The organism is Ancylobacter mangrovi (genome assembly GCF_024752355.1).
Taxonomy (GTDB): Bacteria; Pseudomonadota; Alphaproteobacteria; order Rhizobiales; family Xanthobacteraceae; genus Ancylobacter; species Ancylobacter mangrovi.
The window spans coordinates 525,816-548,142 of record NZ_JANTHZ010000002.1; the positions used below are offsets into that span (position 1 = coordinate 525,816).

17 protein-coding genes are annotated in these 22,327 nt (G+C 71.6%); 12 read left to right on the forward strand and 5 right to left on the reverse strand.

From position 1 onward, the window contains the following. The first annotated feature begins 199 nt into the window (after positions 1–199). The 6 genes from ileS to NVS89_RS07825 all read left to right on the forward strand — a co-directional run bounded on the left by ileS (position 200) and on the right by NVS89_RS07825 (position 9,401). Entirely contained in the window at positions 200–3,274 is a 3,075-nt protein-coding gene (ileS, locus tag NVS89_RS07800; RefSeq protein ID WP_258732038.1) for an isoleucine--tRNA ligase, read from the forward strand. Positions 3,275–3,362: 88 nt separating this feature from the next. After that, positions 3,363–3,851 (forward strand): signal peptidase II, encoded by a 489-nt coding sequence (gene lspA, locus NVS89_RS07805; protein ID WP_258732039.1) that lies wholly within the window; start codon positions 3,363–3,365, stop codon positions 3,849–3,851. A gap of 111 nt (positions 3,852–3,962) precedes the next feature. Continuing rightward, positions 3,963–4,628, forward strand: a complete 666-nt coding sequence (locus tag NVS89_RS07810; protein ID WP_258732041.1) for a hypothetical protein — start codon at positions 3,963–3,965, stop codon at positions 4,626–4,628. Positions 4,629–5,360: 732 nt separating this feature from the next. Next, on the forward strand, positions 5,361–6,794 hold the full coding sequence (locus tag NVS89_RS07815; protein ID WP_258732042.1) for a M16 family metallopeptidase: 1,434 nt from the start codon (positions 5,361–5,363) through the stop codon (positions 6,792–6,794). Between the two features lie 83 nt (positions 6,795–6,877). After that, a complete protein-coding gene (locus tag NVS89_RS07820) occupies positions 6,878–8,182 on the forward strand; it encodes a M16 family metallopeptidase (RefSeq protein WP_258732043.1) in 1,305 nt (434 codons plus the stop codon). A gap of 265 nt (positions 8,183–8,447) precedes the next feature. Then, the gene (locus tag NVS89_RS07825) at positions 8,448–9,401 is read left to right on the forward strand and encodes a hypothetical protein (RefSeq protein ID WP_258732044.1); all 954 of its coding nucleotides are present in this window, start codon (positions 8,448–8,450) and stop codon (positions 9,399–9,401) included. A 130-nt stretch (positions 9,402–9,531) separates the two neighbouring features. On the opposite strand, the gene NVS89_RS07830 is transcribed toward NVS89_RS07825, so the two are convergent. Continuing rightward, a complete protein-coding gene (locus tag NVS89_RS07830; protein WP_374114539.1) occupies positions 9,532–10,875 on the reverse strand; it encodes a DUF3422 family protein in 1,344 nt (447 codons plus the stop codon). Between the two features lie 354 nt (positions 10,876–11,229). Between NVS89_RS07830 and NVS89_RS07835 the strand changes: the two genes are divergently transcribed. After that, on the forward strand, positions 11,230–11,937 hold the full coding sequence (locus NVS89_RS07835) for an alpha/beta hydrolase family protein (RefSeq protein ID WP_258732045.1): 708 nt from the start codon (positions 11,230–11,232) through the stop codon (positions 11,935–11,937). Between the two features lie 97 nt (positions 11,938–12,034). Here the strand turns inward: NVS89_RS07835 and NVS89_RS07840 are convergent, their stop codons facing one another. Beyond that, positions 12,035–12,442, reverse strand: coding sequence for a hypothetical protein (locus tag NVS89_RS07840; protein WP_258732046.1), 408 nt, complete (start codon positions 12,440–12,442; stop codon positions 12,035–12,037). Positions 12,443–12,708: 266 nt separating this feature from the next. On the opposite strand from NVS89_RS07840, the gene NVS89_RS07845 reads away from it, so the two are divergent. The 5 genes from NVS89_RS07845 (at position 12,709) to NVS89_RS07865 (ending at position 19,283) form a co-directional block, all read left to right on the forward strand. Beyond that, positions 12,709–14,205, forward strand: coding sequence for an FAD-linked oxidase C-terminal domain-containing protein (locus NVS89_RS07845; protein WP_258732047.1), 1,497 nt, complete (start codon positions 12,709–12,711; stop codon positions 14,203–14,205). A gap of 9 nt (positions 14,206–14,214) precedes the next feature. Continuing rightward, positions 14,215–15,630 (forward strand): 8-oxoguanine deaminase, encoded by a 1,416-nt coding sequence (locus NVS89_RS07850; protein WP_258732048.1) that lies wholly within the window; start codon positions 14,215–14,217, stop codon positions 15,628–15,630. Positions 15,631–15,637: 7 nt separating this feature from the next. Continuing rightward, complete coding sequence (locus tag NVS89_RS07855) at positions 15,638–16,885, forward strand: FAD-binding protein (protein WP_258732049.1); 1,248 nt, start codon at positions 15,638–15,640, stop codon at positions 16,883–16,885. A 3-nt stretch (positions 16,886–16,888) separates the two neighbouring features. Next, positions 16,889–18,208 (forward strand): glycolate oxidase subunit GlcF, encoded by a 1,320-nt coding sequence (glcF, locus tag NVS89_RS07860; protein WP_258732050.1) that lies wholly within the window; start codon positions 16,889–16,891, stop codon positions 18,206–18,208. Positions 18,209–18,272: 64 nt separating this feature from the next. Beyond that, positions 18,273–19,283 (forward strand): asparaginase, encoded by a 1,011-nt coding sequence (locus NVS89_RS07865; protein WP_258732052.1) that lies wholly within the window; start codon positions 18,273–18,275, stop codon positions 19,281–19,283. A 138-nt stretch (positions 19,284–19,421) separates the two neighbouring features. On the opposite strand, the gene NVS89_RS07870 is transcribed toward NVS89_RS07865, so the two are convergent. The 3 genes from NVS89_RS07870 to NVS89_RS07880 all read right to left on the reverse strand — a co-directional run bounded on the left by NVS89_RS07870 (position 19,422) and on the right by NVS89_RS07880 (position 22,241). Continuing rightward, the gene (locus NVS89_RS07870) at positions 19,422–20,027 is read right to left on the reverse strand and encodes a GNAT family N-acetyltransferase (RefSeq protein ID WP_374114548.1); all 606 of its coding nucleotides are present in this window, start codon (positions 20,025–20,027) and stop codon (positions 19,422–19,424) included. Positions 20,028–20,209: 182 nt separating this feature from the next. Then, positions 20,210–21,340 (reverse strand): type III PLP-dependent enzyme, encoded by a 1,131-nt coding sequence (locus tag NVS89_RS07875; protein WP_258732053.1) that lies wholly within the window; start codon positions 21,338–21,340, stop codon positions 20,210–20,212. Between the two features lie 661 nt (positions 21,341–22,001). Then, complete coding sequence (locus NVS89_RS07880) at positions 22,002–22,241, reverse strand: hypothetical protein (RefSeq protein WP_163074999.1); 240 nt, start codon at positions 22,239–22,241, stop codon at positions 22,002–22,004. Positions 22,242–22,327: the final 86 nt, after the last annotated feature.

A 22,327-nucleotide genomic window follows, 5' to 3' on the forward strand; every position in this document is an offset into this window, starting at 1 on the left:
GACGGGAGGGCACGCGTCGCCACCCGCCGGCCCCGAGCCGGCGTGCGGCGACCGTCACCCATTCCGTCTTCCCTGCCGCCCCTACGCCGTTCGCCTGACCCCTCCGCGCGCGCTCCGCCTTCCCGGTAGCGGCCTCCGCACCGCCCTTGCACCGCCTTGCGGCTGCGCTTAAACCGGGCGGCGAGTGAAGGAGCGCGCGATGACGAGCCGCAACAGCGACGGTCGTACCGACAAAGAACCCGCCGGCGAGGCCGCGGCGCATGACTATTCGTCGACCCTGTTCCTGCCGCAGACGGAGTTCCCGATGCGCGCCGGCCTGCCGCAGCGCGAGCCGGAGCTGCTGAAGCGCTGGGAGCGGATCGACCTCTACGGCCGGCAGCGCCAGGCCGGCGCCGGGCGCCCGCGCTTCGTGCTGCATGACGGCCCGCCCTACGCCAACGGCAACATCCATATCGGCCACGCGCTCAACAAGATCCTCAAGGACGTGGTGGTGCGCTCGCAGGGCGCGCTCGGCCACGATTCCAACTACGTCCCGGGCTGGGACTGCCACGGCCTGCCGATCGAGTGGAAGATCGAGGAAGAGAACTACCGCAAGAAGGGCAAGGTGAAGCCCGACTTCGCCGACGCCGCCGCCATGGTCGCCTTCCGCCAGGAATGCCGCGCCTATGCCGAGCACTGGCTCGACGTGCAGCGCGAGGAGTTCAAGCGGCTCGGCGTCGAGGGCGACTGGGCCCATCCCTACGCCACCATGGCGTTCCCCGCCGAGGCGCAGATCGCCCGCGAGATCATGAAGTTCGCCGCCAACGGCCTGCTCTATCGCGGCTCCAAGCCGGTGATGTGGTCGGTGGTGGAGAACACCGCGCTCGCCGAGGCGGAGGTCGAGTATCACGACCACACCTCGACCACGATCTACGTCAAGTTCCCGGTCAAGGGCTACCGCAAGAGCGCGGCCACCGCGGGCGGCCTGCCCAAGGGGCTGGAGCCGGCCGACAAGGCCGACGACATCCACCTCTTCCCCTCCTATGAGGGCGCCTCGGTCGTCATCTGGACCACGACGCCCTGGACCATTCCGGGCAACCGCGCCATCGCCTTCTCGCCGGACGTCACCTACGCCGTCTACGAGGTGACCGAGGCGCCGGCCGACAACTGGGCCAAGGTGGGCGAGCACTTCATCCTCGCCGACAACCTCGCCGAGGAGGTGTTCAAGGCCGCGCGCGTGACCGGCTACGAGCGCCACAAAGAGGTCGACCCGACGCACCTCGTCTGCGCCCATCCGCTGGCGGGGGTGAAGGGCACCAAGGGCTATTTCGACTTCCCCGTGCCCGTGGTCGCCGGCGACTTCGTGACCGACGACACTGGCACCGGCTTCGTGCACATGGCCCCCGGCCACGGCGCCGACGACTTCAACCTCTACATCTCCGCCAAGCTCGGCGAGGTGCCGCACACGGTCGGCCCCGACGGCTACTACTACGACCACGTGCCGCTGTTCGGCGGCCACCGGGTGATGGACGACAAGGGCAAGGACGGCGACGCCAACGACGTCGTCATCAAGGCGCTGGCGGCGGCGGACAGGATCATCGCCCGCGGGCGTCTGAAGCACCAGTATCCGCACTCCTGGCGCTCCAAGGCGCCGATCATCTTCCGCAACACGCCGCAATGGTTCATCGCGATGGACAAGGACATCGCGGCGGCGGACGGCTCGGCGACGGCCGGCGACACGCTGCGCGCGCGGGCGCTGGGCGGCATCGCCGGGGTCGAGTGGGTGCCCGAGACCGGGCGCAACCGCATCAACGGCATGATCGAGAACCGCCCCGACTGGGTGGTCTCGCGCCAGCGCGCCTGGGGCGTGCCGATCGCCGTGTTCGTGAAGGACAAGGGCGACGGCACGGTCGAGATCCTGCGCGACGACGAGGTGAACCGGCGCATCACCGAGGCCTTCGAGGCCGAGGGCGCCGACGCCTGGTACAAGGACGGCGCGGCGACCCGCTTCCTCGGCAACGAGTACAGCCCCGAGGAATGGCGCAAGGTCGACGACATCCTCGACGTCTGGTTCGATTCCGGCTCCACCCACGCCTTCACGCTGGAGGTGCGCGAGGACCTGAAGGTCGACCGCGCCTTCAATGGCGGGCCGGACCGGGTGATGTATCTCGAGGGCTCGGACCAGCACCGCGGCTGGTTCCACTCCTCGCTGCTGGAGAGCTGCGGCACCCGCGCGCGCCCACCCTACGACGTGGTGCTCACCCACGGCTTCGTGCTCGACGAGCAGGGCCGCAAGATGTCGAAGTCGATCGGCAACGTGGTCGCCCCGCAGGAGGTGATCAAGGCTTCCGGCGCCGACATCCTGCGGCTGTGGGTGTGCGCCTCGGACTATTCGGACGACCTGCGCATCGGCCCGGAGATCCTGAAGACCACGGTCGAGACCTACCGCAAGCTGCGCAACACGCTGCGCTGGCTGCTGGGCTCGCTGCACCACTACCGCGAGGCCGAGCGCGTCGCCTATGCCGACATGCCGGCGCTGGAGCGCATGGTGCTGCACCGGCTCCACGAGCTCGACGGCGTGGTGCGCGAGGCCTATGCCGGCTTCGACTTCAAGCGCGTCAACGCGGCGCTGACCGCGTTCATGACCACCGAGCTCTCGGCGTTCTATTTCGACGTGCGCAAGGACGCGCTCTACTGCGACCCGATCTCCTCGGTGACGCGCCATGCGTGCCTGACCGTGCTCGACGAGGTGTTCCAGCGCCTGGTGATCTGGCTGGCGCCGATCCTGCCCTTCACGGCGGAGGAGACGTGGCTCGCGCGCTTCCCCTCCGAGGAAGATTCGGTGCACCTCCAGACCTTCCCGCAGACGCCGGCCAAGTGGCGCAACGACGCGCTCGCGGACGAATGGCGCAAGATCCGCCAGGTGCGGCGCGTCGTGCTCGGCGCGCTGGAGGTGGAGCGGGCGGCCAAGCGCATCGGCTCCAGCCTCGAGGCGGCGCCGGCGATCCACGTCACCGACCCGGCGCTGTTCGCGGCGGTGAGCGCGGTGGACCTCGCCGAGGTGTGCATCACCTCCGACGCCCATCTGATGCCCGACGAGGGACCGGCGGACGCGTTCCGGCTCGACGAGGTGCCGGGCGTCGCGGTGGTGCCGGTGCGGGCGCAGGGGCGCAAATGCGCGCGCTCCTGGAAGATCTCGCCGCTGGTGGGCACCGACCCGGACTATCCCGACGTGACCCCGCGCGACGCCATGGCGCTGCGCGAGCTCGCCAGCGCCCGGCGCGCCGCCGAGTGAGCGGGCCCGCGCGCGCGGCGCCGTCCTCCGGTACGCCGGAGGCACGCGCGCGCCGGTCCTCGATGACGCCGCACCGGAAGCCGCCCGCATGAAACTCCGCCTCGCCGGCCCCCGGACCCTCTACGGGGCGGGCTTCGCCCTCGCCGCCCTCGTCATCGACCAGGCCTCGAAGCTCGCCGTGCTGCACGGGGTCGACTTCGGCGATGCCGGCATCGTCCACATCACGCCGTTCCTCGATTTCGTCGAGGCGTGGAACACCGGCATCAGCTACGGGCTGTTCGCGCAGGGCCCGCATGGCTGGTGGATTCTGGGCGGGGTGAAGGTGATCGCGGCGGTGCTGTTCTGGCTCTGGCTGGCGCGGGTCGACCGAAGGCTGGAGGCGGCGGCGCTGGGGCTGCTGATCGGCGGGGCGCTCGGCAACGCGATCGACCGCGGGCTCTACGGCGCGGTGTTCGACTTCGTGTCGCTGCACGCCTTCGGCTTCTACTGGTACATCTTCAACCTGTCGGACGTGGCGATTGTTGCCGGGGTCGGGCTGCTTCTGTATGACTCCGTGCGTGGCGGCGCCGCAAATTAGCCGCCCTGCCGTGTTAACCGCCCATCGTCCGGGCATGTGCGCGCTTCCGACCGTCTTCGCGCGCCGGCCCGGGAAGCCCGGCCCGACGCCGTGCCCTCAGGAGACGATCGGATGATGAAGCGACCCCTTTCGACGCGCGCCGCCCTTCTCGGCGGAGCTCTCGGCGTCGCCCTTGCCATGGCCGGCACACCGGCTTCCGCCCAGGAACAGAGCTTCACCGAGCAGCTCTTCACCAGCTTCGGCCTGGTGGCGCCGACGCCGCCGGAGATCGACTATCGCGAGCGCGCGCCGCTGGTGGTGCCCCCGGCCGACGACGTGCTGCCGCCCCCGCGCAACGCCAACGCGCTGTCGCAGAACCCGGCCTGGCCGAAGGACGTGGACGTGCAGCGGCGCAAGGCCGAGCTCCAGGCGGCACGCACGCCGGTGAACTTCAGCGACCGCGACGCCACCCGCGCCCTCACCCCGGCCGAGGTCGCGCGCGGCACCAACCCGAACTCGACCTATCGCGGCGCGATGATGAAGAACAACGCCGAGCGACCGGACTGGCTGAAGCCGACCGAGGGCCTCGGCTTCCTCGGCTGGGACAAGAAGCAGAAGGAAAAGCCGATGGTGTTCCAGGGCGAGCCCGAGCGCACCTCGCTGACCGAGCCGCCGCCCGGCTTCCAGACCCCCGCGGAAGGCGCCGCCTATGGCGTGGTCGCCGAGCGCCCGGACGAAAAGGAATGGAAGCTGCCGAACTGGTTCGACCGGACGCAGAGCAACAACGACCGGCACTGAGCCCGCGTGTGGGCCGGCGCGTGAGCCGGTTCGCGTGAGGCGGGTGGTCTGACGCGCGCGGCGGGCGTTACCCGGCGCGGCAGGCCGTGCCCGGCGGGCTTACCGGCAAGGGTCGGTACTGCCGGCCCGCGCTTTCCGAGGCCGGCGTGTCGTCGGGTTGTCCACGCCGGCTTGAGGCTTCACCGGCCGAGCTTCCCGGGACTAGGCTTTCACCGGCGATGGCTTTGCGGACCGGGACTCGCGGGATCGCCATTTCGCAGGCCCGACGGCCTCCGGGACCGTGTCCCGGCCGGCTCCCGACGTCGCGGAATCAAGGGCGCGCGCGGCGCACCTCACAGGGGAGTGATCCGGCGCGACATCGCGTGGCCATGATCTGTGGCAGACTCTCGCGCGAGAGCTGCGCGCCGCTCGCGCCACGCGGCGGCGATCCGGCCGCCCCTTCGCGCGGCGTTCCCCGCGCCGACCGACGCCCGTCTCGCGGAGCCCCCCGTTCCGCGCGACGTTCCGCCCTTCTGCACGACGCCCGGCCGCGACCGCTCCGGCCCGTGGGGCGCCCGTTTCAAGGCCCCTGCCGGCGCGATTCCCTCCGGCGCCGTCCGGGCCGCCGGGCGGCTTGCGTCATCCGAGGCCGATGCCGGCTATGGCTGAAGCCCGCCCGCGAGCCTATATCATGGCCTCGATACGGATATTGTGACCGGAATGCCATCTCGAACCCTGTCGACTGGAAAGCTGATGTCCGCCGTGATGCTGATCGCCGCGTCCCTCGCCTCGAACCGCGCCAGCGGCTCCGAAGCCGCCGAGTTCACCCTCGACAACGGCCTGCAGGTGGTGGTGGTGCCCGACCATCGCGCCCCGGTCGTCACCCACATGGTGTGGTACCGGGTGGGCTCGGCCGACGAGCAGCCCGGCAAGTCCGGCATCGCCCATTTCCTCGAGCACCTGATGTTCAAGGGCACGGCCGAGCATCCCGCCGGCGAGTTCTCGCAGGTGGTCGCCAAGCTCGGCGGCCAGGAGAACGCCTTCACCTCGCAGGACTACACCGCCTATTTCCAGCGCGTGGCCAAGGAGCATCTCGGCACGGTGATGGCCTTCGAGGCCGACCGCATGACCGGGCTGGTGCTCACCGACGAGGTGGTGCTGCCCGAGCGCGACGTGGTGCTGGAGGAGCGGCGCATGCGCACCGACAACGACCCGGCCGCGCAGCTCTCCGAGGCCGCGCAGGCGGCGATGTTCGTCAACCACCCCTACGCCCACCCGATCATCGGCTGGGAAGACGAGATCCAGAAGCTGAACCGCGAGGACGCGCTCGCCTTCTACAAGCGCTTCTACACGCCCAACAACGCCATCCTCGTGGTGGCGGGCGACGTCGAGCCGGACGAGGTGAAGAAGCTCGCCGAGGAGACCTATGGCAAGGTGCAGCCGCGCGCGCAGACCGCCGAGCGGGTGCGCCCGCAGGAGCCGCCCCCGCGCGCCGCGCGCCGCCTGACGCTCGCCGACCCGCGCGTCGGCCAGCCCAACCTCTCGCGCGCCTATCTCGTGCCCTCCTATCGCAACGACAAGCAGGAGAGCGTGGCGCTCGACGTGCTGGCGCAGGTGCTGGGCGGCGGCTCGACCGGCCGGCTCTACCGCACGCTGGTGGCCGAGAAGGGCCTCGCCGCCGGCGCCGGCTCCTGGTACCAGAGCACGGCTCTCGACGAGACGCGCTTCGCCATCTCCGCCTCGCCGCGCCCGGAAGTCACCATGGAGGCGCTGGAAGAGGCGCTCGACGCGGTGATCGGCGACCTCGCCGCCAACGGCCCCGGCGCCGAGGAGCTGGAGCGCGCCAAGACCCGGCTGGTGGCCGAGGCGATCTACGCCCAGGACAACCAGGCGACGCTGGCGCGCATCTATGGCGCGGCGCTCGCCACCGGCTCGACCCCGGCCGACGTCTCGGGCTGGCCGGACATGGTGAAGACCGTGACCGCCGACGAGGTGCGCGACGTGGCGCGGCGCTACCTGCTGCCCGCGCGCTCGGTCACCACCGAGCTGCTGCCGGCCAAGCCGAACCCGACCGCCGCGAAACCCGCTGCCGCGAGCCCCGGCACCGCGGGCGAGCCAGCGCCGGCCGCGGCCGACCCGGCCGCCGACCCCGCGAACGGGAGCGGCGCCCCGGAGAAGCGTTCATGAACGTGGCCCGGCGCAGACCGTCTTCCGGCCCACCCCGCCGCGGCCCGATCCGCCCTCTCCTCCACCTCGCCGCCAGTGTGATCATGACCGTCGCCCTGCTCCCCGTCGCCCCCGCCCAGTCCGAGACCACGCGCATCCAGCGCGTCGTCAGCCCGGGCGGCATAGAAGCCTGGCTCGTCCACGACACCACGCTGCCCCTGGTGGCGATGGAGGTCGCCTTCATCGGCGGCGCCTCGCAGGACCCCGCGGACAAGCCGGGCGTGGCCAATCTCGCCGCCTCGCTGCTCGACGAGGGCGCGGGCGAGCTCGACGCCCAGGCGTTCCAGGACCGGATGGCGGAGAAGGCGATCGAGCTGCGCTTCGACGCCTCGCGCGACCAGGTCTCCGGCTCGCTGCGCACCCTCTCCGACAATGCCGGCGAGGCGTTCGAGCTGATGCGCCTCGCCGTCACCGAGCCGCGCTTCGACGACGAGGCGGTGGAGCGCATCCGCCAGGGCCAGCTCGCCGCGCTGCGCCGGCGGCTGAACGACCCCTCGACGCTGGCGAGCCTGGGCTGGTCGGCCCGCGCCTTCCCGAACCACCCCTATGGCCGGCCGGTGATGGGCACGCTGGAGAGCGTGCCGACCATTTCGCGCGCCGACCTGAAGGGCTTCGTCGCGCACGACCTCGCCCGCGACAACCTCAAGATCGCGGTGGTGGGCGACATCACGGCCGAGGCGCTCGCCCCGGCGCTCGACGCCATGTTCGGCGCGCTGCCGGCGAAGGCCGAGCTCACCCCGGTGCCGGACGTGACCCCGCAGGGCCTCGGCACGGTGGTGGTCAAGGAGCTCGACGTGCCGCAGACCTCGATGGTGTTCGGCGGCATCGGCCTGAAGCGCAACGACCCGGACTTCATCCCCGCCTTCGTGCTCAACCACATGCTGGGCGGCTCGGCCTTCTCCTCGCGCCTGTTCCGCGAAGTGCGCGAGAAGCGCGGCCTCGCCTATTCGGTCTACAGCCACCTCGCCCCGCTCGACCATGCGGCGCTAATCCTGGGCGGCACGGCGACCAAGAACGAGCGCGCCGGCGAGACCATCGACATCATCAAGGGCGAGTGGCTGAAGCTGCTGGAGGAAGGGCCCACCGAGGAGGAGCTGGCGGATGCCAAGAGCTACCTCATCGGCTCCTTCGCGCTGCGCTTCGATTCCTCGACCAAGGTGGCCGCGCAGCTGCTGCAGATCCAGATCGACAATCTCGGCATCGACTATATCGACGTGCGCAACCAGCTCGTCGGCGCAGTGACGCTCGATGACATCAAGCGGGTCGCGGCGCGGTTCCGGAACGACCCGGCCTGGCTGTTCAGCGTGGTCGGCCGCCCGGACGGCGTGAGCGCCGGCGACGGCGGCTGAGCGCGGGCGAGGCGACGGGAGGTCGGTGCGGACCTTGGTCGGCGACATGGACGAAGATTTGGGCGATGCGCGCGGGCATGTTCCCAGCGCACGATCGCCTGCTATAAGTGCCTCCGCATGAAGGCGGAGCTCGACAGAGCCGGCCGGGCGCGGATGGGGGAAGACCGCGCGACCGGGTCAGGCGGGGAGTATGCGTATGTGTGTTGAGAAGCTGCGGAACCGGGTCCCTGAAGCGAGGCCGGCGGTGCCGCGCGGGCGGCTGTTGATGGCCGTTCCGGCGCTGGCGCTGCTGCTGGCGGGATGCGCCAACGGGATAGGCGGCGGCGGGGGCGATGTCGGCCCGGGCGGGACCGGCAATGCCGACCAGCAGGGCCTGTTCGGCTCCAGCATGCAGACGACGACGGTGCGGCCGGACGGCACCAGCACCGCGGCCGGAACGCCCGCCGCGGGCACGCCGGCCACCGGGACGCCCGCTGCGGGCGGCACCGCGGCCGTGGCGGCGACCACGCCCGGCGCCGGCGCGGACTCCGACTTCTCCTGCCCGCGGGTCGAGGTGCGCGGCGGCGCCGCCGCCTGGCAGGTTACCGAGCCCACCGACGGCGCGCTGCGCTACCAGGCGACGCTGGGCCAATTCGCCCGCGACTGCCGCTTCACCACGCCCGACATGAACATGCGCATCGGCATCCAGGGCCGGGTGCTGCTCGGCGCCAAGGGCGGCCCGGGCAAGGTCGACGTGCCGATCCGCCTCGCCGTGGTCGAGGAAGGCCCGGTGCCGAAGTCGATCTGGACCAAGTTCTACGCGGTGCCGGTCGAGATCGGCGAGAACGTGCTGCAGGTCGATTTCAGCATCCTCGCCGACGACGTGAACTTCCCGCGCCCCGACGCCGCGACGCTCGACCGCTATGTGGTCTATGTCGGCTTCGACCCGCAGGGGGCGAAGGAGGCCAAGCCCGCGCGGCCGCGCCAGACCACCACCCGGCCGAAGCCCGCGCGGCCCAAGCCCGCCACGCCCAAGCCCGCGGCGAGCGCCGCGCCCGCGCCGGTGCAGAGCGCGCCCGCGCGCACCGCGCCCGCCGCGCCGACCCCGGCGGTCTCGGCGCCGAGCACCACCGCCCCGGCGAGCACCGCCCCGGCGGCCACGAGCCCGGCCCCGGCGCAGGACAGCCAGAACCAGTGGATCGGCGCGCCCGCGCCCTCGACCGGCGGCTTCTCGCAGTAGCGCACGCTCCGGCGGGCAAGGGGGACGGCGGGCGCACCGCCGTTCCCGATCCGCCATCGATCGATCCAATTAGTCCGTACGGCCTGGGCCGGCGCTGCGTGCTCTTGTCGTGCGGGCCGCCGGGCCTGCCTCAGCCCTCGTCGGCGTGGCCGCGGCGGATGCGGCGGACCACCGACCAGATCAGCAGCGCCACGAACGGCACGGCGAGCGCGGTGGCGATGCCGACATTGACGTGCAGCCCCGCCTCCTCCAGCGCCGGGTGCACGCCCTCCAGCACATAATGCACGAGGCTGACCACGTAGTAGGAGATGGCCGCCACCGACAGGCCCTCGACCGTCTGCTGCAGGCGCAGCTGCATGCGCGCGCGCCGGTTCATCGAGGACAGCAGGTCGCGGTTCTGCTGCTCCAGCTCGACATCGACCCGGGTGCGCAGCAGGTTGGCGGCGCTGGTGAGCTTGACCGACAGGTTGGCCTGGCGCTGCTCGATCGCCTGGCAGGTGCGCATGGCCGGCTGCAGCCGGCGCAGCAGGAACTGCTGCCAGGTCGGGTAGCCCGAGATCGGCCGCTCGCCGATGACCTGCAGCCGCTGGGTGACGATCTCCTCATAGGCGCGGGTGGCGCCGAAGCGGAACAGCGCCGCCGCCGCGTCCGCCTCGAGCTCGGCGGCGAGCGAGGTCAGCGCGCCAAGCAAGCGGTTATTGGCGACCAGGCCCTCGCTCTCGCGCATCTCGCGGGTGATGGCGCCGAGCTCGTTCTCGATCTTGGCGACGGTGGGGGCGAGGCGCTGCGCCTCCGGCAGGCCGAGCAGCGCCAGCGTGCGGTAGGTCTCGATCTCCAATACCCGCTGGATCAGCGCGCCCGAGGCGTCCGACGTCATGCCGCGGTCGCGCACCAGGATGCGCACGAAGCCGGACGGGTCGGGCTGGAAGTCGGTGGCGATCTCGGCGAAGCCGTCCTCGACGTCCGAGCGGGCGAGGCTGGAGCGGTCGAACAGCCGGTCGAGCGCCAGCGAATCGGCGGTGTCGGTGACGAGCTGGAGGTCGACCGCCACCAGCAGCGGGCCGGGCTGGGGAAGCTGAGCCAGCGTGCCCACCAGCGCCCCGGAGGCGGGATGGAAGGGCAGGCCGCCGTCGATCAGGTCCTCGCTCGGCAGCTCCCAGGTATAGGTGGTGAACTCGGCATGGCGCTCCCAGCGCAGGATGGCGCCGCCGAAGGCGACGCGGTGCTGCTTGGCCTCGCGCGCCGGCCCCGGCTGGCCGCGCGCCGCGCACAGGCCGGCGAAGGCGGCGCGGTCGGCGGCCGCCTGCTCGCGGTCGACCAGGAAGGCGACGTGCAGGATGCGCGCCGGCGTCGCCACCGGCAGGAAGGGGCGCGCATGCAGCTCGGCGAGCACCGGCGCGCGCAGCGGATGATCCTGGAACACCGCCGCGCCGGCGGGGCTGGTCTCGCTCCTCGGCGGCTTCGTCTCGACCACGCGTCCTGCTCCCTTTCGCGGGGCCGGCCCGCGCCGGCATCCCGTATCGCCCCACCACCGGATGCGCCCGGTTCCGTGCCGGTGCGCCGCCGCCCGCTACCAATGCGGCGGAACCATGGGCGCCCCAGTCGGTTGCATGATGAGCAACGACTGGCAAGGGTCCCGGTCGCGCGAGGTTAAGCCGGAGGGACGGGGCGGGAAAACCGGCTTGTCATTTCCGGTGGGGCAAGTCTTTCCTGGCCTGTTGCGTATTCGCATCATGCGCGACAGGAAACAGGAGCGAATCAAATTTCGTTTGCCTTGGTCGTTGTGGCGGATGCATGAAGTTTATTGGTTGTTTTCGGGATTCGTGACATGAAGCGTGTGCGGTTTTGGACGTTGTGCCTGCTTGCGGCTTTCGCGGTCGCCCTCGGCGGCCCGGCCTACGCGAAGAGCAGCTCCAACGCCCCACGCGTTTATCTGCTGCGCGGTCTCGCGAACATCTTCTCGCTCGGCATGGACGACCTGACCGAGAAGCTGAAGGCGCGCGGCATCGACGCCAGCGTGCACTCCTATGTCGACTGGAAGACCCTCGCCGACCAGGCGATCGCCGAAGCGAAGGAGAACGGCTCGCGGCGCCGGCCCGCACCGGTGATCATCATCGGCCATTCGCTGGGCGCCGACGCGGCGGTCTATATGGGCAACAAGGTGAGCGCGGCCGGCGTGCCGGTGCCGCTGGTGGTCACCTTCGACCCCGTCACCCCCACCGTCGCCTCGGCCAAGATCGGCAAGGTGGTGAACTATTATCAGGGCGGCGGCTCGGGCAAGCCGGTCTCCGGCCCGCGGGTCGACAATATCGACCTCACCGGCACGCCCTCGCTGAGCCACTTCACCATCGACAAGGCGGCCGACCTGCACGCCAAGGTCATCGCCATGATCGTGAAGAGCCCGCGCCAGGTGGCGCGCCGCCGGCCGCTGCCCAAGAACCCGCCCATGCCGACGCCCATGCCGACCGCCGAGACCGCCTCGGCCCCGCCGGTCCCCTCGGTCGCGGTGCCGGCGGTGCAGCGCACGCCGAACTGAGCGCCCGCAGGCTGCCGGACGTCGCGGATCTCGCCGGTCTTGCCGGCGATGGCGCCGGCAGTGTCGATCCCGCCTGACGGCTGACGACACCGGCCGTTCAGGCCGGCTGCACCGAGAACACGACGAAGGTGTGCATCACCCCGTCCTCGTCGCGCAGCGAGACATATTCGCCCGGCGCGAAGGCGTGGTCGCCGAAGCGGTAGCCGGCCTCGTCGTCCTCGCTCTCCCCCTCCTCGTAGTCGAACACCCAGGTCGCGCCATGGGCGCCGCCGGCGCGGCGCACCAGCCGGCCCTGCTCGGGCTCGTCATTGCCCCAGAAGCGGGTCACGGTGCAGCGCTCGCGCAGGTCCTTCCACGCCTCGAGGTCGATATGGCCGGCGGCGTCGAGCGGGGCGACGAACTCGTAGCCGTGCCGCGCGCTGCCACCGGGAAATTCCTTCGAGCGGGCGAGATGAAGCCGGATGCGCTGCAGCGCGTCGGCGTCCGGTTGCACCGTGTCGTTCATGGGGCGTCTCCTCCTGTCCTTCGTTCCCGTGCGCGCCGGGCGGCAGCCCCGCCCGGCTCCGGGCACGCTTAAACCATAGCTGGCGCGCATCCTTGATCCGGCGCAAGAGCCCATCCCGACCTGCCTTCGCGGCAGGCCTTCGGGCTTAAGGCGCCGGCTCGGCTCCGAAATCTTCCTGTTGGTCTGTTTTTTTTACCATGGAAGGCGGCGGCGCTTTTCCCTAGAATGGGTCGAAAGCACATTGTGAACGCGCCGGAGGAAGCGCCATGTCCGGGCTCGTCATGCCGGAACCCAAGGCCGATCTGATCGCCCGCCGCACCGAGATCATCGCCGCGCTGCGCACCATAGTGCCCGGCGAGGGCGTGATCGACAGCGAGACCGAGATGCGGCCGTTCGAGAGCGACGGCGTCACCGCCTACCGCCAGCTCCCGCTCGCCGTGGTGCTGCCCTCGACCACCGAGCAGGTCTCGAAGGTGCTGGCCTATTGCAACGCGAACGGCCTTCCCGTCGTGCCGCGCGGGGCCGGCACCTCGCTCTCGGGCGGGGCGCTGCCGCTGGCGGACGGCATCCTGCTCGGCATGGGCAAGTTCAACCGCATCCTCGACATCGACTTCGCCAACCGCGCCGTGGTCGCCCAGCCGGGCGTGACCAATCTCGGCATCACCACCGCGGTCGCCCATGAGGGCTTCTATTACGCGCCCGACCCCTCCTCACAGATCGCCTGCACCATCGGCGGCAATGTCGGGGAGAATTCGGGCGGCGTGCACTGCCTGAAATACGGGCTCACGACCAACAACGTGCTCGGCGTCGAGATGGTGCTGATCACCGGCGAGATCGTGCGCATCGGCGGCAAGCACCTCGATTCGGGCGGGCTCGACCTGCTCGGCATGGTGGTCGGCTCGGAGGGGCTGCTCGGCGTCGTCACCGAGGTGACGGTGCGGATCCTGAAGAAGCCGGAGACCGCGCGCGCGGTGCTGGTCGGCTTTCCCTCCTCCGAGGCGGCGGGGGCGTGCGTCGCCGCCATCATCGCGGCCGGCATCATCCCCGGCGGCATGGAGATGATGGACCGGATGATGATCCACGCCGCCGAGGCATTCGTGAATGTCGGCTACCCGCTCGACGTCGAGGCGCTGCTGATCGTCGAGCTGGACGGGCCGGAGGCGGAGGTGAACCACCTGATCGAGCGGGTGGCCGAGATCGCCGGCGGGCTCGGCTGCCTGACGCTGCGCGCCTCCACCAGCGAGGAGGAGCGGGTCGCCTTCTGGGCCGGGCGCAAGGCCGCTTTCCCGGCGGTGGGGCGCATCTCGCCGGACTATCTGTGCATGGACGGCACCATCCCGCGCAAGGCGCTGCCGCAGGTGCTCACCCGCATGGAGGAGATGTCCGAAAAGTACGGCCTGAAGTGCGGCAACGTCTTCCACGCCGGCGACGGCAACCTGCACCCGCTGATCTGCTACGACGCCAACCAGCCGGGCGAGCTGGAGAAGGCGGAGGCGTTCGGCGCCGATATCCTGCTGCTGTGCGTCGAGGTCGGCGGCGTGCTCACCGGCGAGCACGGGGTCGGCGTGGAGAAGCGCGACCTCATGCCCTCCATGTTCGACGAGACCGACCTCGCCCACCAGCAGCGGCTCAAATGCGTCTTCGACCCCGATGCGCTGCTCAACCCCGGCAAGGTGTTCCCGGTGCTGCACCGCTGCGCCGAGCTCGGGCGCATGCATGTCAGCGCCGGCAAGCTGCCCTTCCCGGACATTCCGAGGTTCTGAGCCCCGCCCGTGACCACGCTGCTCGCCCGCAACGCCACCGTGCTCGTCACCATGGACGGCACCCGCCGCGAGATCGCGGGCGGTGGGCTGTTCGCGCGCGACGGCATCATCGAGCAGGTGGGCCCGGGCGAGAGCCTGCCCGCGACCGCCGACGAGGTGATCGACCTCTCCGGCCATGTCGTGCTGCCGGGCCTCGTCAACGCCCACCACCATCTCGACCAGGTGCTCACCCGCGCCCTGCCGGTGGCGCAGGACATCAACCTGTTCCGCTGGCTCACCGCGCATTACCGGCTGTGGGCGGCGCGCACGCCCGAGGCCTCGCGCACCGCGACGCTGGTCGGCCTCGCCGAGCTCGCTCTGTCGGGCTGCACCACCTGCTTCGACCACGCCTATATGTTCCGCAATGGCTGCAGGGTCGACGACCAGATCGGCGCGGCGCGCGAGATCGGGATGCGCTTCATGGTCTCGCGCGGCTCGATGTCGCTCGGCCAGTCCAAGGGCGGCCTGCCGCCGGACGAGTGCGTCGAGGACGAGGACGACATCCTCAAGGACAGCGAACGCGTGATCGGCGCCTATCACGACGCCGCGCCCGGCGCGATGCTGCAGATCGCGCTCGCCCCCTGCTCGCCCTTCTCGGTGACGCCGGGGCTGATGCGCGACAGCGCGGCGCTGGCGCGGGCGAAGGGAGTGCGGCTCCACACCCATCTCGCCGAGACGATCGACGAGGAACGTTTCACGCTGGAGCGCTTCGGCAAGCGGCCGGTCGCCTATATGGAGGCGCTCGGCTGGCTCGGCGACGACGTCTGGTTCGCCCATGGCGTGCATGTGAACGACCACGAGATCGGCTGCTTCGCCGCCACCGGCGCGGGCGTGTGCCACTGCCCGTCCTCCAACATGCGGCTCGCCTCCGGCATCGCGCCGGTGATGAAATATCGCCGCGCCGGGGTGAAGGTCGGGCTCGGCGTCGACGGCTCGGCCTCGAACGATGGCAATAACCTGCTGGGCGAGGCGCGCCAGGCCATGCTGCTGGCGCGACTGCAGATCGCGCTGCGCCCGCCCGAGGGGCCGGACACCACGCTCTCCACCGCCGACCCCTCGCGCGACCATGAATGGATGAGCGCCCGCCAGGCGCTGGAGCTCGCCACGCTCGGCGGCGCCGCGGTGCTGGGGCGCTCCGACATCGGCGCGCTGGAGCCGGGCCGGTGCGCCGACTTCTTCGCGCTCCGGCTCGACGACGTCGCCTTCGCCGGCGGCCTCGCCGACCCGGTCGCCGCCGCCCTGTTCTGCACGCCGGGCCGCGCCGCCTTCACCGTGGTGCACGGGCGCCCGGTGGTCGCGCATGGCGAGATCGTCACCATCGACCTGCCGGCCGTCGTCGCCGAGCACAACAGACATGCCGCGCGGCTCGCCGCGCTTGCGGAGTGATCGAGACATGACCGAGGCCAGTACCGGCGACCGCCTGTGCCCGCGCGACGAGGCCGACATCGTCGAGGCGGTGCGCTGGGCGGTGGCGCAGGCGCGCACGCTCGACGTCGCCGGCTCGCGCTCCAAGGCCGGGCTCGGCCGCCCGATCCAGACCGACCTGACACTGGAGCTGAAGGGGCTGACCGGGGTCACGCTCTACGAGCCCGAGGAGCTGGTGCTGAGCGCGAAGGCCGGCACGCCGGTCGCCGAGATCGAGGCCACCATCGCCGCCTCCAGCCAGATGATGGCGTTCGAGCCGATGGATTACGGCCCGCTGTTCGGCCGCCCGGCGGGGCTCGGCACGCTCGGCGGGGTGATGGCCTGCAACCTCGCCGGACCGCGCCGGCCGAGCGCGGGCGCGGCGCGCGACCATGCGCTGGGGCTGCGCGCCGTCTCCGGGCGCGGCGAGGCGTTCAAGGCCGGCGGGCGGGTGGTGAAGAACGTCACCGGCTACGATTTGCCGCGCGGGCTCGCCGGCTCGCACGGCACGCTCGCCGCCTTCACCGAGCTGACCATCAAGGTGCTGCCGCGGCCCGAGACGGTGGAGACGCTGCTCGTGCTCGGCCTCGACGCGGGCGCCGCCGCCGGCGCCATGAGCGCGGCCACCGGCTCCTATTACGACGTCTCCGGCGCCGCCCACCTGCCGGCCGAGGTGGCCGCGCGGGTCCCGGCCGTCGCCGGCAGCGGGCAGTCGGTCACCGCGCTGCGGCTGGAGGGCGTGCTGCCCTCGATCCTGCACCGGCGCGGCAAGCTGGAGGAGATGCTGCGCGCGAGCGGCACCCTCGCCCATCTCGAAGCCGCCGATTCGCGCGCCTTCTGGCAGGCGGTCCGCGACGTGGCGCCGTTCGCGCTGCCCGAGGGGGGCGACGCGGAGAGCGCGCCGGCGGTGTGGCGGGTCTCGGTGGCGCCGATGGCGGGGCCGGGCATCGGCGCGGCGCTGACGCAGGCGAGCGCGCGCTGCTTTTACGACTGGGCCGGCGGGCTGGTGTGGATCGAGATGCCGGACGGGGCGCCGCACACCGCGCTGGTGCGCGGGGCGGTTGCGGCGGCAGGCGGCGGCCACGCCACGCTGGTGCGCGCGCCGCGCGCGACCCGCGCGGCCGAGGAGGTGTTCCAGCCGCTCGACCCGGTCACCGCCATGCTGGTGAAGCGGATGAAGGACGGTTTCGACCCGGGCCGGGTGCTGAGCCCCGGCCGCATGTATGCGGGGATGTGAGCGATGCAGACCAATTTCTCCCTGGCGCAGCTCGCCGACCCGCAGACCGCACGCTCCGAGCAGGTGCTGCGCGCCTGCGTCCACTGCGGCTTCTGCACCGCCACCTGCCCGACCTATGTGCTGCTGGGCGACGAGCTCGACAGCCCGCGCGGGCGCATCTACCTGATCAAGGACATGCTGGAGAACGACCGGCCGGCGACGGCCGAGGTCGCCAAGCATGTCGACCGCTGCCTCTCCTGCCTCTCCTGCATGACGACCTGCCCCTCGGGCGTGCACTACATGCACCTGATCGACCATGGGCGCGACCATGTGGAGAAGACCTATCAGCGCCCGCTCGCCGACCGGCTGGTGCGGGCGCTGCTGGCGCGCGTGCTGCCGAGCCGGCGGCTGTTCCGCCTGTCTCTGGCGGGGGCGATGCTGGCGCGGCCCTTCGCCGGGCTGATCGGCGCGCTGCCGGGGCTGAAGCCGGTCGAGGCGATGCTGAAGCTCGCCCCGGCGCGGCCCGCCACCCGCTCGCCGAGCGAGGGCGAGCGGCGCTTTCCCGCCATCGGCCCGCGCCGCGCGCGCGTCGCCCTGCTCGACGGCTGCGCCCAGCCGGTGCTGCGCCCGGCGATCGACGAGGCGGCGATCCGCCTGCTCACCCGCATGGGGGTGGAGATCGTGCGCCCGGTCGGCGGCGGCTGCTGCGGCTCGCTGACCCACCATATGGGCAAGGAGGAGCTGGCGCTCGCCAATGCCCGCGCCAATGTCGACGCCTGGAGCCGCGAGATCGAGGGCGAGGGGCTCGACGCCATCATCATCACCACCTCGGGCTGCGGCACCACCATCAAGGATTACGGCCACATGCTGCGCACCGACCCGGCCTATGCCGAGCGGGCGGCCAAGGTGTCGGCGCTGGCCAAGGACGTCAGCGAGTTCCTCGCCGAGCGCGAGCTGCCGGTGCCGGTGATCGATGCCGGCATCCGCGTCGCCTACCACTCGGCCTGCTCGCTGCAGCACGGCCAGAAGGTGCGCACCGCGCCGAAGAGCCTGCTGGCGAAGGTCGGCTTCACCGTGCTGGAGCCGGCGGAGGGGCATCTGTGCTGCGGCTCGGCCGGCACCTACAACATCCTGCAGCCGGAGATCGCCGAGCGGCTGAAGGAGCGCAAGGTCGCCAATATCGAGCGCACGAAGCCGCAGATCATCGCCGCCGGCAATATCGGCTGCATGACGCAGATCGGCGGCGGCACGACGATCCCCGTGGTGCACACGGTGGAGCTCATCGACTGGGCGACCGGCGGGCCGGCGCCGGCGGGGCTTGACGCCATGCCCTCGGCGGCCTGACACAGGGCGCACGATTCCCGCGCGCCCGCGCGGTTCCTCTGCGCTCTGATCCCGGCAGGTTTAGATGACACGCCCGCGCCTTCTCGTCCTGTCGCTCGGCGGCACCATCACCATGACCGCGGCGGACCCCGCCGCCGGGGCGGGGATCACGCCCACGCTCGGCGCCGCCGATCTCGTCGCCGCCGTGCCGGGGCTCGGCGAGGTGGCGCAGATCGAGGCGCGCTCGCCGCAGCGCCTGCCCAGCGCCTCGCTCGGGCTCGACCATGTGGTGGCGGTGGCGCAGGAGATCCGCGCCGGCTTCGCGCAGGGCTTCGACGGCGCCATCGTGATCCAGGGTACCGACACGCTGGAGGAGACCGCCTTCGCGCTCGACCTGCTGCTGCGCGAGGAGCAGCCGGTGGTGGTGACCGGCGCCATGCGGGGCGCGCAGGCGCCCGGCGCCGAGGGGCCGGCGAACCTGCTGACCGCCGCCATCGTCGCGGCGAGCGCGGAGGCGCGCGGGCTCGGCGCGCTGGCGGTGCTGAACGACGAAATCCACGCCGCGCGGCTGGTGCGCAAGGCGCATTCGGCGCTCGCCAGCGCCTTCGTCTCCGACAATGGCGGGCCGCTGGGCGTGGTGGCGGAGGGCCGGGCGCGCCTTCTCACCCGCGTCGGCCGGATCGGCCTGCCGGCCTTCGCGCCGGCCGCCGCCAACCCGAATGCCGCGCTGCCGCCGGTGGCGCTGCTCAAGATGGCGATGGGCGACGATGGGCGGCTGCTGCGCGCCGTGCCGGGGCTTGGCTATGCCGGGCTCGTCCTCGAGGGCATGGGCGCGGGCCATGTGCCGGCCGACCTGGCGGAGGACGTGGGCACCATCGCCGCCGCGCTGCCGGTGGTGCTTGCGAGCCGGACGCTGGCCGGGCCGGTGTTCGAGCGCACCTATGGCTATGCCGGGTCGGAGATCGACCTGATCGCGCGCGGGCTCGTTCCTGCCGGCTTCCTCACCGGCCCGAAGGCGCGGCTGCTGCTGACGCTGGCGCTGGCCTCGGGCTGGGACGCGGCGGCGATCCGCGCGGCCTTCGCCGCCTACGGGTGAACGAGATAGAGGCGCCGGCCGGAGGGGCTGGGGAAGCGGGCGCGCTCTGGACACGTCGCCGCCTCGACCCGGGCCGCACCTCCGGCCGGCGCATCCGGCCGATCGCGTTGCCGCCGTGCCGGATGGTCCGTACGCAACTCAGGCGGAGCGTCGGAGTTCCGCGATCGCGGCCGATGCGTCGCCCTGGCTGGCGATCAGATCGGCGAGGTTCGGCGTCTCGGCGAAGGCGCCGGTCGGGCTGACCAGGCCGCGCGCGCCATCAAGCGCGCCCGGGGCGAGCTCGAGCGCGAGGAAGCGGGCGCGGTCGAAGGCGCCGGGCAGCCACAGCCCGCCGGTCGGCGCGGCGGAGAAGCCGAAGCGCGCATAATAGGGCGCGTCGCCCACCAGCAGGATCGCGCCATGGCCGAGGCGGGCGGCCTCGCAGATCGCCGTGTTCATCAGCGCGGCGCCCAGCCCCCGGGCGCGGAACCACGGGTGCACGGCGAGCGGGCCGAGCAGCAGCGCGGGACGCTCCGGGCCGGCGGCGACGTGCCACAGGCGCAGCGTGCCGACCACACGGCCATCCGCGCCATGGGCGGCGAAGGCGAGCCCTTCCGCCGGCAGACGCCCCTCGCGCAGGCGCTCGGAGGTCTTGGCGAGGCGCGCGGCGCGGCCGAAGGCGAGGTCGAGCAGCGCCTCGCGCTGGGCGACGTCCTGCGGGCGCTCCAGCGAGATGGCGGGCGCGCGGCCGGCGAAGTCCGGCACGGCGACCGGGGCGGCGGGGAGGAGATCGGCGACGTGTTCCAAGGTGGCCTCCAAAACCCGGATCGGCCGGGAAAAAGAGGTGGAAGGGAATTGTGAAGGCAGGGTGCGGCGGCCGGCGGCCTCCCGTTCCCCGCCGCCGGTCGCCCGGCCGCGGGGGAGGGAGGAGCCGGCGTGCGGCCGGCTCAGATCACGTAGGATCGCAGCGGGTCGAAGCCGTTGAAGGCCACCGCCGAATAGGTGGTGGTGTAGGCGCCGGTGGCCTCGATCAGCACCTTGTCGCCGATGGCGAGCGACACCGGCAGCATCACCGGGGTCTTCTCGTACAGCACGTCGGCCGAATCGCAGGTCGGACCGGCGAGCACGCAGGGCTCCACGGCGTCGCCGTCATGGGAGGTGCGGATCGGGTAGCGGATCGCCTCTTCCATCGTCTCGGCGAGACCGCCGAACTTGCCGATGTCGAGATAGACCCAGCGCACCTCGTCCTCGGCCGACTTCTTCGAGATCAGCACCACCTCGGCCTCGATCATGCCGGCCGCGCCGACCATGCCGCGGCCCGGCTCGATGATGGTCTGCGGGATGGCGTTGCCGAAATGCCGCGAGAGCGCGCGGAAGATGGCTTCGCCATAGGCCTCGGCCGCCGGCACGTCCTGCAGGTACCTGGCCGGGAAGCCGCCGCCGAGATTGACCAGCGACAGGTGGATGCCCCGATCGGCGCAGGCGCGGAAGATCGCGGAGGCGGAGGCGAGCGCGGAGTCCCACGCCTCGACGTTCTTCTGCTGCGAGCCGACGTGGAAGGAGACGCCATAGGCGACAAGGCCCTTGCGGTGGGCGTGCTCGAGCACGTCGACCGCCATTTCCGGCACGCAGCCGAACTTGCGCGACAGCGGCCATTCGGCGCCGGCGCCGTCGCACAGGATGCGGCAGAACACCTTCGCGCCGGCAGCGGCGCGGGCCACCTTCTCGACCTCTTCCTCGCAGTCGACCGCGAACAGGCGCACGCCGAGCTGGAAGGCGCGCGCGATGTCGCGCTCCTTCTTGATGGTGTTGCCGAAGGAGATGCGGTCCGCCGTGGCGCCGGCCGCGAGCACCATCTGGATCTCGGGCACCGAGGCGCAGTCGAAGGAGGAGCCGAGCTCGGCGAGCAGGGTGAGCACCTCCGGCGCCGGGTTCGCCTTCACGGCGTAGAAGACGCGCGTGTCCGGCAGCGCCCGGGCGAAGGCGTTGTAATTGGCGCGCACCACGTCGAGATCGACGACGACGCACGGGCCGTCCTCACGTCGGTTGCGCAGAAACTCGCGAATACGGTCGGTCATGGCGCTCTCCCATCGACCAGAAGCTTCGGACCCAGGTGATGCGAACACGCGATGCGAACACTCGCCCGCGGCGCCAATGCGCCGCGCCGATGGCGAAAATTCGCATCCGTTCGCCGGCCGCACGGCATTTTGCCGCAAGGCCGTCTGCAGGAGCCGTGGCACGGACAGGTTCGCGAGCGCCTGTGGAGAACGCTCTCGGCCGATCGGTGCCTTCGCTTGGTACGGGAGGACCCGACCGCACGCCCGGCAAGAAGTAGTGCCTCTTTAGTGTCGCCGACCTTTGGAGGGCCGACCGAGACCAAAAAAGCCCGCTACGTCGTTGCTTCAAGCCACGTTCCCCGCTGAGAGCGGAGTGCGCCGGTTTCGCCTCCGGCTACCGATCTTCCTGGCGACTTTCCGGCCTCTTGTCCGGACTTCCGCCGATCGGCACGCGACCACAGGCACGTGCGAAATTGGGCGAGACGCGATGTAGGGACATTCGCCGTCACATGCAAGCGGATCGTGGGATTTTTTATCTTACACGCCCGATTTCCGGGCCGGCGGCCGCGCGCACGGCGCAATGAGCCGGCAAAGCGCATGCCTGCTGGTTTCCCGGCACCGTCATAGCCGGCAACCGGGTGGAAATCAGAGGGTCTTGGAGAGGCCGCCCGCGCGGCTGGAATCAGCCCTCGACAAAGGGCTCGATGCTCTTCGCCTTCATGACGAAGCGGTAGATGCCGTAGAGCGCCAGCAGGCCGAACACGGCCTCGAAGCCGACCTCCCACTCCCAGCTCGCTTCGAACAGCGCCGCGACCGCCCAGCCGGCGGCGAGGCCCGCGCCGATCAGTTCGGCGCCGAGCAGGATGGCGGCACTCACCACCGTGCTCAGATGGTCCCAGCGGATGCGTCGGCCCGTGCTCATCGTCTCAATCCGTCTTATTCGGCGCGGCGCAACCTGCTATGTCGCGCCGCGCGGGTCAAGCCGCACGGTTCGCAGGCAGGCAGGGA

Bases quoted from the DNA above. Each gene is read 5' to 3' on its own strand.
- NVS89_RS07835 (WP_258732045.1), top strand. From the start codon at position 11,230: ATGAAGCGTGTGCGGTTTTGGACGTTGTGCCTGCTTGCGGCTTTCGCG.
- NVS89_RS07825 (WP_258732044.1), top strand. From the start codon at position 8,448: ATGGCCGTTCCGGCGCTGGCGCTGCTGCTGGCGGGATGCGCCAACGGG.
- NVS89_RS07875 (WP_258732053.1), bottom strand. From the start codon at position 21,340: ATGACCGACCGTATTCGCGAGTTTCTGCGCAACCGACGTGAGGACGGC.
- NVS89_RS07845 (WP_258732047.1), top strand. From the start codon at position 12,709: ATGTCCGGGCTCGTCATGCCGGAACCCAAGGCCGATCTGATCGCCCGC.
- NVS89_RS07855 (WP_258732049.1), top strand. From the start codon at position 15,638: ATGACCGAGGCCAGTACCGGCGACCGCCTGTGCCCGCGCGACGAGGCC.
- NVS89_RS07815 (WP_258732042.1), top strand. From the start codon at position 5,361: ATGTCCGCCGTGATGCTGATCGCCGCGTCCCTCGCCTCGAACCGCGCC.
- NVS89_RS07840 (WP_258732046.1), bottom strand. From the start codon at position 12,442: ATGAACGACACGGTGCAACCGGACGCCGACGCGCTGCAGCGCATCCGG.
- NVS89_RS07865 (WP_258732052.1), top strand. From the start codon at position 18,273: ATGACACGCCCGCGCCTTCTCGTCCTGTCGCTCGGCGGCACCATCACC.
- NVS89_RS07880 (WP_163074999.1), bottom strand. From the start codon at position 22,241: ATGAGCACGGGCCGACGCATCCGCTGGGACCATCTGAGCACGGTGGTG.
- NVS89_RS07820 (WP_258732043.1), top strand. From the start codon at position 6,878: ATGACCGTCGCCCTGCTCCCCGTCGCCCCCGCCCAGTCCGAGACCACG.
- lspA (WP_258732039.1), top strand. From the start codon at position 3,363: ATGAAACTCCGCCTCGCCGGCCCCCGGACCCTCTACGGGGCGGGCTTC.
- ileS (WP_258732038.1), top strand. From the start codon at position 200: ATGACGAGCCGCAACAGCGACGGTCGTACCGACAAAGAACCCGCCGGC.
- NVS89_RS07810 (WP_258732041.1), top strand. From the start codon at position 3,963: ATGATGAAGCGACCCCTTTCGACGCGCGCCGCCCTTCTCGGCGGAGCT.
- glcF (WP_258732050.1), top strand. From the start codon at position 16,889: ATGCAGACCAATTTCTCCCTGGCGCAGCTCGCCGACCCGCAGACCGCA.